Source organism: Nonomuraea sp. NPDC050202 (genome assembly GCF_040656115.1).
Classification (GTDB): Bacteria; Actinomycetota; Actinomycetes; order Streptosporangiales; family Streptosporangiaceae; genus Nonomuraea.
Window position 1 is genome coordinate 301,902 of sequence record NZ_JBFALF010000008.1, and the last position, 12,794, is coordinate 314,695.

The following is a 12,794-nucleotide window of genomic DNA, read 5'->3' on the forward strand; positions in this document are numbered from 1 at the left end:
TCAGGCGCCCAGCGAGGCGTAGAGGTCCACCGTGCGCTCGGCGATGCGGGCCCAGGAGAAGTGCTCGATCGCGCGGGCCCGGCCCGCCTCCCCCATGGCACGCGCCCGCGCCGGATCCCCCAGCAGGGCGTTGACCCGCTCGGCCAGGTCGGCGGCGAAGCGCTCCGGGTCGTGCGGGGTGCCGTCGGGGCCCTGGGAGATCGGCACCAGCAGGCCGGTCTCCCCGTCGGCGACCACCTCGGGGATGCCGCCGGTCGCCGTCGCCACCACCGCGGTCTCGCAGGCCATCGCCTCCAGGTTGACGATGCCCATGGGCTCGTACACCGACGGGCACACGAACACCGTGGCGTGCGTCAGGAGCTGGATCACCTCGGGCTTGGGCAGCATCTCCTGGATCCAGAGGACGCCGTCGCGGTCGAGCCCGCGCACCAATTCGGTCACCTCCGCGGCGATCTCCGGCGTGTCGGGGGCGCCCGCGCACAGCACGAGCTGCGCCGCCGGGTCGAAGGAGCGCGCCGCGTGCAGGAGGTGGACCAGGCCCTTCTGGCGGGTGATGCGGCCGACGAAGACGACGTACGGCCTGGCCGGGTCCACGCCGTGCTTCTCCAGCACGTCGGTGCCCGGGTCGGGAACGTACTGGGCGGTGTCGATGCCGTTGTGGATGACGGTGACCTTCTCCGGCGGGATCTCCGGGTAGGCGGCCAGCACGTCGCGGCGCATGCCCGCCGAGACCGCCACGACCGCGTCGGCGGCGGCCAGGGCCGTGCGCTCGGCCCACGCCGAGATCGCGTAGCCGCCGCCGAGCTGCTCGGCCTTCCACGGGCGCAGCGGCTCCAGGCTGTGCGTGGTGATCACGTGGGGCACGCCGTGCAGCAGCTTCGCGACGTGGCCGGCGAAGTTGGCGTACCACGTGTGGGAGTGCACGACGTCGGCGCCCTCGCAGTCGGCGGCCATCTCCAGATCCACGCCGAGCACCTGCAGCGCGGCGTTGGCGCTCGCCAGCCCGCCGGGCACCCGGTAGGCCGAGACGCCCGGCTCGGCGCGGTCGGCCCCGAAGCAGCGCACGTGTACGTCGGCGAGCTTCCTCAGCTCCCGGGCCAGGTACTCCATGTGCACCCCGGCCCCGCCGTACACCTCGGGCGGATACTCCCGGCTGAGCAGATCAACACGCATGAGACGACCTTAAGGGCGGTCCAGGCAAGAAAAACACATCGGCAAGCCCAAGGTCGGCAAGCCCGGTTCGTACATTGAATCCCAAAACCGGACAAGAAAGGAGCTCACGGTGCGGGGTTTCGTCGATAGATCGGCCATTTGAGGGTAGCGTCCTGGGCATGAGGTCCCGGAGGGTGCTTGCGGTCGTGCTGGCAGGTGGAGAGGGCAAGAGGCTCATGCCGCTCACGGCGGATCGGGCGAAACCGGCGGTGCCGTTCGGCGGGATGTACCGGCTCATCGATTTCGTGCTGTCCAACCTCGCCAACGGCGGCTTCCTGAAGATCGTCGTGCTGACGCAGTACAAGAACCACAGCCTCGACCGGCATGTCTCGCGGACCTGGCGGCTGTCGGCGATGCTGGGCAACTACGTCACGCCGGTGCCCGCGCAGCAGCGGCTCGGGCCGCGCTGGTTCTCCGGCTCCGCGGACGCGCTGTTCCAGAACCTGAACCTGATCTACGACGAGATGCCGGAGCACGTGATCGTGTTCGGCGCCGACCACATCTACCGCATGGATCCGCGGCAGATGGTCGAGCAGCACGAGGACTCCGGCGCCGACGTGACGGTGGCGGCCATCAGGCAGCCGCTGTCGCTGGCCGACCAGTTCGGCGTGATCGAGACCGACCCCGAGGGCCGCCGGATCGTGGCCTTCAGGGAGAAGCCCAAGGACGCGGTGGGGCTGGCCGACTCGCCCGACGAGGTGTTCGCCTCGATGGGCAACTACGTGTTCAAGACGCAGTCGATGATCGACGCGCTGCGGGAGGACGCGCTCGACCCGACCAGCAAGCACGACCTCGGCGGCAACATCATCCCCATGCTGGTCAAGTCGGGCGGCGCCGACGTGTACGACTTCGCCAACAACATCGTGCCCGGCTCCAGCGAGCGCGACCGCGGCTACTGGCGTGACGTGGGGACCCTGGACGCGTACTACGAGGCCCACATGGACCTCATCTCGGCGCACCCGATCTTCAACCTCTACAACGACAAGTGGCCGATCTTCACCGGGCACGACCCGCTGCCTCCGGCCAAGTTCGTGCACAACGACGGCGACCGGGTGGGCCGGGCGATCGACTCGCTGGTGTCCCCCGGCGTGATCGTCTCCGGCGGCACGGCGATCAGGTCGATCCTGTCGCCCAAAGTGGTGCTCCACTCGCACTCGCTGGTGGAGGACTCCGTGCTGATGGAGAACGTCAAGGTCGGACGGGGCGCGATCGTGCGCAAGGCGATCATCGACAAGAACGTGGTGATCCCCGACGGGGCGCGGATCGGGTTCGACCTCGACTACGACCGCACGCGGTTCGCGCTGACCAGGGGCGGGGTCGTGGTGATCGGGAAGAACGAGATCGTCGATCGATGAGCGGTACCCCCGCCGGGGGCCCGTCAGGGGGTATGACAAGGTCCCGGGCCACATGAAGTGCCCCGGGACCACGCCGGACTAAGTCGCGGAGCCGGTCCGGGCCGGCCTCCACTCAGAACCGGTAAGGCGAGGCCGGCCAGCCGTAGCCGCGCGAGCCCCAGGTGCCACCGAGGTTCCAGCCCCGGTTGCCCCAGTGCGGCGAGGCCCAGTTGGTGCTGTGACCGTGGCCCTGGTGACCCCAGTGGCCGTTGTCGTAGCTGTTGCCGTTGTCGTAGGTGTTGCCGTTGTCATAGGTGTTGCCGTTGTCGTGGGTCCACTTGTCGTGGCTCCACTTGTCGACCTCCACCTTGACGTTCTTGTCGTGGGCCAGGCCGTGGTCGCTCTCGCACGCGTCGGCGTCGCGCTTGCCGACATAGACGCCCCAGACGTCGATGCTCATCGTGCGCGTGGCGTCGCCCACGCTCAGGTTGCAGTAGGCCGGGACGGCGTTGGCCGGCGTGGCCAGCACGACGAGTGCGGCGGCGGTGGCAACCGCGCCACCTGCCGCTATGAGCGCTTTCTTCATGATCTCCCCCTGTAGTCACGGTCGTGACATCGATTCTGACTGTACGTAGCGCTCCCCGTAATGTCGCGTAACGCCACGCCCGGAACATCTCGTCGCTTTGTCGCACCGATGCGCCATAGCCACCGGTTATGACAGCAGGTCTTGGACGTGATCCCCGACGCAGCCGCATGATCTGGCCATGCGGAAACACTCACGTCGAATGGCTCTGGTCGCTCTCGTCCCGTTCCTCGCGGCGGCCGCCTGTGGCGCGCCGCCCGAGCCGGGCACGCCCTCCCCTGCGCCGGCCTACTCGTCGCCGCCCTCCTACCCGTCGCCGCCGGCCGCGGGGACCTCCGGCCCGGTCGCCGGCGTGGACCGGGCGGCGCAGGCGTACGTGGACGCGGTGAACGCCCGCGACCTGAACGCCCTGGTCGCCTCCTTCGCCCCCGGACGCCGAGATCGTCGACGTCGGCCGGAGCATCGAGGGGCACGACGCCATCAGGGAGTGGGCCGGCAACGAGGTGATCGGCGGGACGTTGCGGGTCCTGTCGATCGCCGAGCGGCGTGCCGACGGGCAGAAGCTGCTCGTCCACTGGGCTCCCGGCGGATCCGGAGGCTGGCGGGCGCACTACGACTTCACGGTCGGGGACGGGCGCATCGTCAAGGCCGATCTCCAGTACGCCTGACGCTTTTGGGTCTTGATGCCTTCGCCCTTCGGGATCACCCTGGGGGCCACAGGAGGCAGTGACATGTCGCACCCGCTCGGAGTCAGCCGTCCCGATCTCGAAGTCGCCGACCTGCCCACGCCGGAGGAGGTCTTCAAGGTCTCCAGAATCGGCCCCAAGGAACTGTTCAAGTACGCCGTCGGCCCGAGCCTGATCGCCCTGGGCATCTCGATCGGCAGCGGCGAGTGGCTGCTGGGCCCCCTCAACGTGGGGCAGTACGGATTCGTCGGCGTCGGCTGGGTCATCCTGGTCTCGGCGCTGCTGCAGACGTTCTACAACGTCGAATGCTCCCGCTACGTCCTCGCGACCGGCGAGACGCCCGTGGTCGGCTGGGGGCGGGTGCCGCCGGGGTGGATGTTGTGGGTGCCGCTGTCCGTCCTCATCGTGATCTTCGCGTTCATCGCGGGCGGCTGGGCCGCGTCGGCGGGGCAGGGCGTGTACGCGCTGGTGCACGGCGTCCCGCCGGCCGCCGACGCCGCCGAGCCGCGGTTCTGGGCCATCGGCCTGCTGGTGCTGGTGTTCCTCATCACCGCCGCCGCCCGCCGCGTCAGCCGCGCGCTGGAGCTGGCCAACTGGGTGATGGTCAGCACGGTCCTGCTCGCCCTGCTGGCCGTGGACCTGCTCGTGGTGCCGTTCAGCCAGTGGTGGGAGGGCATCCGCGGCTTCGTCACCCCGGCCGCCCCGCCCGCCGGGATCACCGCCACCCAGCTCGGCGCCCTGGCCGGGTTCACCGCGCTGGCCTCCGGCCTGAACTGGTACGTCATGGGGCACTACCGCGACAAGGGCTACGGCATGGGGCACCGCGTCGGCTACATCTCGGGGCTGCGCGGCGAGCGGCGCGCGATCCTGGCCAGCGGCGTCACCTTCCCCGACGACGAGCGCAACCGCGGCCTGTGGCGGCGCTGGTACCGGCTGCTCATGGTGGACATGTGGGGCGTGTTCTTCGTCGGCGCCATCCTCGGCATGCTGCTGCCCACCCTCCTCATGTCGCAGGCCGTCACGATGTCGGGCGAGCGGCCCACGCGGGCGAACGTGCCCACGTTCGTGGCCAGCGCGCTCGGCGACGAGTACGGGCGGGTGGCCTTCTACGTCGCGCTCGTGGTGGGAGTGCTGATCCTCTTCTCGACGCAGCTCGGCATCTTCGAGGCCATGGTGCGGGTGACGACCGACGCCGCCAACGCCACCAGCCCGCGGCTGCGCAGGCTGATCGAGGGCGACCCGCGGCGCTTCTACTACCCGTTCATGCTCCTGCTGCTCGTCGTCATCTCGATCGTCATCTTCCAGTCGCTGCCGGTGGGGCTGGTCGAATGGTCGGCGAACATGTCGAACCTGGGGGCGCTGATCTACCCGTTCCTGCTGATGTACCTGAACAGCAAGCTGCCGCGCCCCGCCCGCCCGCGTCCCTGGCACTACGTCATCCTGGTGCTCAACTTCCTGTTCTTCGGGTTCTTCTTCGTCAACTTCATCGCCGACTTCGTGGGGGACCCGCTGGTGACGTTCTAGCTCCTCACCCCCAGCGCTCAGGGTCCACTTGTGGCACGCGGCCATGGCATGCTTCCGTGGCGGGATGATCTCCCCCTACACGGGCTGGACCAGGGAGCACTGGGCCGATCTGGCCGACCGCCTGCTCCTGTCGGCACGCCGCCACGCCTCCCCCTCCCACGCGCGCGTCAGCTTCCCCGGCGAGCCCGGCGGCTACGGCCCCGACGTCGACGCGCTGGAGGGCTTCGCGCGCACGTTCCTCGCGGCCGGGTTCCGGGTCGCGGGCGAGGGCGGGCGCGACCCGCTGGGCCTGATGGAGTGGTACGCGGACGGCCTGGCCGCCGGCACCGACCCGCACCACCCCGACCGCTGGGTCCGCCTGGACGAGCACGGCCAGGCCAAGGTGGAGGCCGCCTCCATCGCGCTGGTCCTGCACCTGACCAGGCCGTGGCTGTGGGACCGGCTGCCGCCGCTCGTGCGGGAGCAGGTGGTCGACTACCTCGCTCCGGCGGTCGGCTCCGGCTACCCGCCGATCAACTGGGTGTGGTTCCAGATCGTCGTGGAGCAGTTCCTGGCCTCGGTCGGCGGACCGTACGCGCAGGAGGACATCGACGCCGGGCTGGCGCTGGCCGAGAGCTTCGAACGCGAGGACGGCTGGTACGCCGACGGCTCCGAGCGCGCCTACGACCACTACGCCGGCTGGGCGCTGCACTTCTACCCGCTGCTGTGGAGCGAGATGGCGGGCCTCGCGCCGGACCCGCGTCACCTGGCGCGCCTCGAACGGTTCCTGGACGACGCCGTGCACCTGGTCGGCGCCGACGGCTCGCCGCTGATCCAGGGCCGCAGCCTGGCCTACCGCTTCGCCGCCGCCACGCCGTTCTGGGTCGGCGCCAGGGCCGGGGTCGGCTCACCCGGGCTGCTGCGCCGGGCCGCCTCCGGCATCGCGCGGCACTTCGCCGAGCACGGCGCGCCCGACGAGGACGGGATACTCACCCTCGGGTGGCACGGCCCCTACCGGGCGATCGCGCAGGACTACTCCGGGCCCGGCTCGCCGTACTGGGCCGCGAAGGGCCTGTTCGGGCTCTCGCTGCCGGCCGATCATCCGGTGTGGACGGCCGTGGAGGAGCCGCTGCCGGTGGAGCGGGGCGACTTCACCCGGGTCGTGCGGGCCCCCGGCTGGCTGGTCAGCGGCACCCGGGCGGACGGCGTCGTCCGCGTGGTCAACCACGGCACCGACCACTCGTACCCGGGCTCCGACCTGGCCGACGCGCCGCTGTACGCGCGGCTGGGCTACTCGACGGCCACGTTCCCGCTGACGGCGGGCGACCCGCTGGACCAGTCCGTGGTGGTCCTGGACGAGGAGGGGCGTGCCAGTCACAGGACCGGGTTCACCGCTGGTCCCGTGCGCGCGCTGCCGTCCGGGACGCTGGTCGGGTCGTCGCGCTGGCGGGCGCACTGGGGCGAGCAGGGCCCGGGCCCCGACCACGGCTACTCCAGGGCGGGCGCGCCGATGCGGCACGGGCCCGAGGTGGAGGTCGTGTCGGTCGTGCGCGGGGCGTGGGAGGTGCGGCTGGCCCGGCTGACCGGGCAGGCGGGCAGGCTGCGGGTGGGCGGCTGGCCCGCGCCCGAGGGCGGCCCCGCCACGCGGGTGTCAGGAGGTCCAGGGCTGAGCGAGTCGGGCACGGAGGTGGCGGCCACCCCGCTGGGCGAGCGCACGCTGGTCCCGTGGTGCGCGACGCCCGGCGAGGCGGAGCCCGGCCGCTGGTACGCCGCCGCGCTCCTGCTCGGCGACGGCGGGCAGCCGCCGGCGATCGACGGCCGCGAGATCACCTGGCCGGACGGGACGATCGACGACCTTCCCGAGACGTTCTCGGGTCTGTCGAAGTGATCTCCGGGCCCGATCGGGCGCCCGCCTGCCACGCTCCACCTGACCCGATCTTCGTCTCTTGTAAGTTATAACGAGCATTTTCCGGCAAGACGGGACGAAAATGGACGAACCAGCAGCCAGGGGGAACCGGCGTTACGCGATGGCGGTGCTGCTGGCCCACTCGGCCACCACACAGATCGTGACGTTCGTGCTGCGGCCCACGATGTCGTACCGGGCGATCGAGCTGGACGTGCCCGCGGCGTGGCTCGGCGCGCTCGGCGCGAGCTTCGCCATCGCCCCGCTGCTGCTGGCCCTGCCCGCCGGGCACGCCGCCGACCGGTACGGCGAGCGGCGCATGGCCGTGGCGGGGGCGCTCACGCTCACCGCGGCCGGGGCCGCGTTCCTGGCCTTCGGCGACACGGTGCCCGGGCTGATCGCGGCGGGGATCCTGCTCGGCACGGGACATCTCGGCTGCGTGATCGCCCAGCAGGCGCTGGTGGCCAACACCACCGGGCGCGGCGGACACGACACCGCGTTCGGCCGCTACACGTTCGCGGCCTCGCTGGGGCAGGCGGCCGGGCCGGTGCTGATCTCCGCGTTCGGCGGCGACCAGGCGATCCCCGACACCGGGCAGATCTTCCTGTGGTCGTGCGGCCTGGCGGTGCTGCTCGTCGCGCTGTCGGCGCCGCTGCCCCGCAGCCCCCGCCCGGAGGCCGCGGACCGGGAGGCGGCCGGCGGCATGCGTGCCCTGCTGCGCCGCCCCGGTCTCGCGCACGCCCTGGTCACGAGCTGCGTCGTGCTGGCGGCCGTGGACATCACGCTCGTCTACCTGCCGGCGCTCGGCACCGAGCACGGCCTCACCGCGGGCACGATCGGCCTGCTGCTGACCATCCGCGGCCTGGCCTCCATGGTGTCGCGCTTCTTCCTCGGCCGGCTGTCGCGGGCGCTGGGGCGGCGCAGGCTGCTGGTCGCCGGCACGGTCGCGGCGGCCGCGGCCCTGCTCGTCACCCCCCTGCCGATGCCGCTGTGGCTGCTGGTGCCCGTGCTGGTCGTCCTCGGGTTCGGGCTGGGGGTGGGGCAGCCGATGACCATGTCGTGGCTGGCCGAGTCGGCGCCGCCCGGGCTGCGCGGCCGCGCGATGTCGCTCCGCCTGGTCGGCAACCGGACCGGACAACTCCTCCTGCCGGGGGCTGCGGGGCTGGTGGCGGCCGGGGCGGGAGCGGCGGGGGTGCTCATGGTCACGGCGCTCGGGCTGGGATGGGCCGGCGTGGCCGCCCGCCGCCTGCCCGTGGACGGCTGACCACCTCGAAACCCGCCCCTCCCCGCCACGGGCGCCTCCGCAACCCGGCGCTCCCGGCCACGGGCGCCTCCGCAACCCGGCGCTCCCGGCCACGGGCGGGGCCGCGGCCGGGAACCGGATCAGCGGCGGGGGTTACCAGTCGCCGCCCTCGTCACCGCCCTCGAAGAACTCCTCCACGACCTCCTCGACCACTTCACCGGCCACGAGGCCGCCCACCACGCCCGCCGCGCCGGCGGCGACGACCATGCCCATCCCGGCCCCGCCGTGACGCCCGTGGTGCTCGTCGTGGTGGCCGTAGTGGCCGTGGCTGCCGTGGCTGCCGTGGTGGTGGCCGCCGTACTGGGAGAGGCTGTCGAGCCAGCGCCCCAGATCGCTCGCCCAGTCCGCACGCAGCGCGTCCTCGTGGCTGACGTGGAAGCGGCCGATGGCGTCGCTGGAGGAGTAGCGGCCGGTGCGCTTGTCGGCCTCCAGCACCACCTCCAGCCCCTGCGGGTCGGCGACGAAGGTGACCTCCACCTCGCCCACCCGCCCGGCGTACTGCCCGGTCGGGTAGAACTCGATCTCCTGGTAGAACGGCAGCTCCTGCCGCACCCCGCGCAGGTGTCCCGCCTCCAGGTCGGCCGACTTGAAGGCGAAGCCCAGCTGCAGGAACGACTCCAGGATCCGCAACTGCGAGGGCAGCGGCTCCACAGTCACCATGTCGAGGTCGCCCTTGTCGACGGCCTTGGCGATGGCCAGCTCGGTACGCACGCCCACGGCCATGCCCCGGAGCGGCTGCCCGGCGATCTCGCTGATCGGGGCCTCCCACGGAACCGGGATGCGGAAGTCGACGGTACGCTCCTCGCCCTTGCGGAGGGTGAAGGGGCCGGAGACGCGGTGGCTGCCGAACTCGCTCAGCCCGGCCGCCTCACCGCCCCCGTGCTCGATCTCCACCCGCGCCACCAGGCCGAGGGTGATGTGCTCGATCTCGGCGTCGAAGTCGCCGCCCTTGAGCCGTACCTCTCCTTCCAGCGTGCCGCCCGGCCGGGTACGCGGCGTGGACAGGACGGTGTCCACCGATGGCGCGCCGACCCCGAGCGCACCCAGCATCCTCTTGAAGACCACGGCTCTTGTTCTCCTGTCGAACGAAGATCGAAACGTGTGACGCCCGCGTCAACGATCGGCCGCGGGGCGGAGTTCCTCCTGGCGCTCACGCACAAGAAGCTGGTCCAGCTTGGCGTTCACCGCGGCGAGCTCCTGTTTGACCGATTCGAGCTCCGGCGGCGCCTCGCCCTCCTCGTTCATGGCGTTGACCACGACCGCGATGAACAGGTTCAGCGCCACGAACGTGGACATGAGGATGTAGACGATGAAGAAGAGCCACGCCCACGGCTTCTCCTCCATGACCTCCTGGGCGACGTTCCCCCAGTCGTCCCCGGTCATGATCTGGAACAGCGTGAACAGCGAGCGCGGCAGCTCGTCGAAGCGCTCGGGCACGATGTCGCCGAACAGCTTGGTGGCGATGACCGCCGCGATGTAGATCATCAGCACCAGCAGCCCGATGATGGAGGCCATGCCGGGCACGGCGGCCAGCAGCGCGCCGACCACGCGGCGCATGCTGGGCACGGCCGAGACCAGCCGCAGCGCCCGCAGGATGCGCAGGGCGCGCAGCACGGACGTGGGGCCGGAGGCCGGGATGAGCGCGACGACGACGATGATCGCGTCGAACCAGTTCCAGGGGTCCTTGAAGAACGCCCTGCGGTAGGCGTACAGGCGGGCGGCCAGCTCCACGGTGAAGACGGCCAGCGCTACCCGGTCGATGGCGTGCAGCAGGCCGCCGGCCCGCTGCATCAGGTACGCGCTGGTCTCGCAGCCGATGGTGATCGCGTTGACGACGATGACCAGGATGACCGCCCGCTGCACGAGACGGCTCTCCAGGATGGCCCGAACGCGTTCTTGCCCAGACAACGAACTCCCTCCGAATGATCGTTGATCATCGTAGGGACGCGCCGGGCCCCGGCCCCCGGCAAAGATCAGGCTGAGATGCGGATCACAGGCCGCCGCTCTCCCTGACCCGCTCGACGAACCGGCACACGTGCGCGCGCAGCAGCCGCGCGGCCTCGGCGGCGGAGCCCGACTCGGCGGCCCGCAGGATCTCGCGGTGCTCGTCGGCCTCCGCCTCCCAGGTGGGCACGCGTCCCCAGGCCGCCGCGGAGATCAGCGCGGTCTGGTCGCGCAGCGAGTCGAGGGTGCTGACGAGCAGCGGGTTGCCGCAGCCCGCGTAGAGGGCGCGGTGGAAGTCGCGGTTGGCCAGGCTGCGGTCGGCGCGGTCGGCGGCGGTGTCGGCGCGGCGCAGGGCCTCGGCGGCCGCGCCCAGGTCGGCCCCGCGCTCGACCGTGCGGGTGACGGCCTCGGGCTCCAGCAGCAGGCGCAGGTCGTAGACCCACTCCATCAGCGCGTCGTCCACCGTGCGCACGGTGGCGCCCTTGTACTCGCTCATCGTCACCAGGCCGGCGCCCGCCAGCGTCTTGAGCGCCTCGCGCACGGGTGTCTTCGACACGCCGAGCTGCTGGGCGAGCTCGGTCTCGACGAGCTGGCGGCCGGGCGGGAGCGCGCCGGTCAGGATCGCGTGCTTGATCGCCTCCAGGACGACCGTGCCCCGCGAGGACAGCGACTTGGGCTGGCCGGAGAAGACCGGGGACGCCATGACCTCACTCATGAGATGAAAGATATCGTACATCGCATCTCGTATATGACCACTGTCTTGCGTTACAGTCGCGTGAATTAGGACTTGAGGAAAACTCACCTGAGGAGGCCCGTAACCCGAGCCGTCCGGTGTGGCCCGCGGCCACGGACCACACCGGCGAAGACGGCTCCGTTCATCGCACACCCCGGACCGGACGGATCCCCGTCAGGACGCCGTTGGCGCGGCGGCCGGCGGGCTCGCGAGCCGGCGGTCCGGCGTGGCCACTGCACTGACCTGCAGCCTGGAGCTCGAATGCAGTCTAACTCCGCAACACCCGCCCCGGCCGTGCCCGCGACCGCGCGACGCGCACGGTCCCGGCTCCGCTGGACGATCATCACGCTGTCGGGCCTCGGCCTGACCATCGCCTACCTCGACCGCTCCGCCCTCAGCGTCGCCAGCACCTACATGCAGGACGACCTGGGCTTCGACCAGACCACGAAAGGGATCCTGCTCAGCTCGTTCTTCTGGACGTACGCGATCTTCCAGCTCCCCTCCGGGTGGCTGCTCGACCGCTTCGGCCCCCGCCTCATCTACCCGATCGCCGTCGTGTGGTGGTCGCTGTGGACGGCCGCGACGGCCCTGGCCCACGGCGTCGGCACGCTGCTGGTGGCCCGGCTCGGCCTCGGCATCGGTGAGGCCCCCGTGCAGCCGGCCAACATCAAGGTGGTCGCCACCTGGTTCCCGCGCAGGGAGCGGGCGCTGGCCTCCAGCCTGTTCGACACCGGGCAGCAGGTCGGCGTGGCCCTGTCCGTACCGGTGGTCACCGCGCTGATCGCCGCCTTCGGGTGGCGCGCGGCGTTCGTCGTGATCGGCCTGGCCGGCCTGGTCTGGGTGATCGGCTGGTGGATGATCTACCGCTCGCCCCGGGAGCATCCCCGCATCTCCCAGGCCGAGCTCGACTACATCGAAGGCGGCGACGCCGCCGTGCCCGAGAGCGGGCCGCGGATGCGCTGGGTGGAGCTGCTGCGCTACCCCACAGTCTGGGGGCTGGTGCTCGGCTACATCTGCCGCTCGGCGACCGGCGCGTTCTTCCTCACGTGGTACCCGAGCTACCTGGTCGAGGACCGCGGCTTCACGATCCTGGAGCTGGGCGTGTTCGGCTCGATCCCGTCGCTGCTGGCGGTGGGCGCCACGATCGCGGGCGGCGCGTTCTCCGACTGGCTGGTACGCCGCGGCGTGCCCATCTCCCGCGCCCGCAAGCTGCCCATCATCACCGGCATGCTGCTGGCCTCGACGATCGCGCTGACCACGTTCGTGGACGGGAACGTGGCCGTGCTGGTGCTGCTGTCGATCAGCAACTGCGCCCACTCCTTCGCCGGCGCCGCCATCCTCAGCCTGCCCGCCGAGGTCGCCCCAGCCCCCTCGGTGGTCGGCTCGGTCGCCGGCTTCCAGAACTTCGGCTCGCAGATCGGCAACATCATCAGCCCGATCCTCATCGGGTTCTTCCTGACGATGAGCGGCAACTCGTACACGGGGCCGATGCTGTTCGCCGGGGTGATGGCCATCCTGGGCACGCTGATCTACGGCTTCGTGGTGAAGGTCCGGCCGCTGAACGAGAACATCCCCGCAGAGAGCAGAGGTTGA

Annotated in this window: 11 protein-coding genes; 6 read left to right on the plus strand and 5 right to left on the minus strand. The window is 71.3% G+C overall.

Annotation, left to right across the window (positions count from 1 at the left end; translation table 11 throughout):
• The gene (gene glgA / locus AB0I79_RS24180; protein ID WP_357876482.1) at nucleotides 1-1,173 is read right to left on the minus strand and encodes a glycogen synthase; all 1,173 of its coding nucleotides are present in this window, start codon (nucleotides 1,171-1,173) and stop codon (nucleotides 1-3) included.
• Nucleotides 1,174-1,331: 158 nt separating this feature from the next.
• Here glgA and glgC point away from each other — a divergent pair, with 158 nt between their 5' ends.
• Nucleotides 1,332-2,567: a glucose-1-phosphate adenylyltransferase gene (glgC, locus tag AB0I79_RS24185; protein ID WP_185103078.1), complete on the plus strand. Its 1,236-nt coding sequence runs from the start codon at nucleotides 1,332-1,334 to the stop codon at nucleotides 2,565-2,567.
• Nucleotides 2,568-2,679: 112 nt separating this feature from the next.
• Here glgC and AB0I79_RS24190 read toward each other — a convergent pair whose 3' ends face one another.
• Nucleotides 2,680-3,132: a hypothetical protein gene (locus tag AB0I79_RS24190; RefSeq protein ID WP_357876484.1), complete on the minus strand. Its 453-nt coding sequence runs from the start codon at nucleotides 3,130-3,132 to the stop codon at nucleotides 2,680-2,682.
• Nucleotides 3,133-3,632: 500 nt separating this feature from the next.
• On the opposite strand from AB0I79_RS24190, the gene AB0I79_RS24195 reads away from it, so the two are divergent.
• The 4 genes from AB0I79_RS24195 (at nucleotide 3,633) to AB0I79_RS24210 (ending at nucleotide 8,485) form a co-directional block, all read left to right on the plus strand.
• Nucleotides 3,633-3,797, plus strand: a complete 165-nt coding sequence (locus tag AB0I79_RS24195; RefSeq protein WP_357876486.1) for a hypothetical protein — start codon at nucleotides 3,633-3,635, stop codon at nucleotides 3,795-3,797.
• Between the two features lie 63 nt (nucleotides 3,798-3,860).
• Nucleotides 3,861-5,339, plus strand: a complete 1,479-nt coding sequence (locus tag AB0I79_RS24200; protein WP_357876488.1) for an Nramp family divalent metal transporter — start codon at nucleotides 3,861-3,863, stop codon at nucleotides 5,337-5,339.
• A gap of 64 nt (nucleotides 5,340-5,403) precedes the next feature.
• On the plus strand, nucleotides 5,404-7,206 hold the full coding sequence (locus AB0I79_RS24205; protein WP_357876490.1) for a DUF2264 domain-containing protein: 1,803 nt from the start codon (nucleotides 5,404-5,406) through the stop codon (nucleotides 7,204-7,206).
• Between the two features lie 100 nt (nucleotides 7,207-7,306).
• Nucleotides 7,307-8,485, plus strand: a complete 1,179-nt coding sequence (locus AB0I79_RS24210; RefSeq protein WP_357876492.1) for an MFS transporter — start codon at nucleotides 7,307-7,309, stop codon at nucleotides 8,483-8,485.
• A gap of 132 nt (nucleotides 8,486-8,617) precedes the next feature.
• Here the strand turns inward: AB0I79_RS24210 and AB0I79_RS24215 are convergent, their stop codons facing one another.
• The 3 genes from AB0I79_RS24215 to AB0I79_RS24225 all read right to left on the minus strand — a co-directional run bounded on the left by AB0I79_RS24215 (nucleotide 8,618) and on the right by AB0I79_RS24225 (nucleotide 11,183).
• Complete coding sequence (locus tag AB0I79_RS24215) at nucleotides 8,618-9,589, minus strand: sporulation protein (RefSeq protein ID WP_357876494.1); 972 nt, start codon at nucleotides 9,587-9,589, stop codon at nucleotides 8,618-8,620.
• A 48-nt stretch (nucleotides 9,590-9,637) separates the two neighbouring features.
• Nucleotides 9,638-10,432 (minus strand): ion transporter, encoded by a 795-nt coding sequence (locus AB0I79_RS24220; RefSeq protein WP_357876496.1) that lies wholly within the window; start codon nucleotides 10,430-10,432, stop codon nucleotides 9,638-9,640.
• An 82-nt stretch (nucleotides 10,433-10,514) separates the two neighbouring features.
• Nucleotides 10,515-11,183: a GntR family transcriptional regulator gene (locus tag AB0I79_RS24225; protein WP_357876498.1), complete on the minus strand. Its 669-nt coding sequence runs from the start codon at nucleotides 11,181-11,183 to the stop codon at nucleotides 10,515-10,517.
• Nucleotides 11,184-11,462: 279 nt separating this feature from the next.
• Between AB0I79_RS24225 and AB0I79_RS24230 the strand changes: the two genes are divergently transcribed.
• Nucleotides 11,463-12,794: an MFS transporter gene (locus tag AB0I79_RS24230; RefSeq protein WP_357876500.1), complete on the plus strand. Its 1,332-nt coding sequence runs from the start codon at nucleotides 11,463-11,465 to the stop codon at nucleotides 12,792-12,794.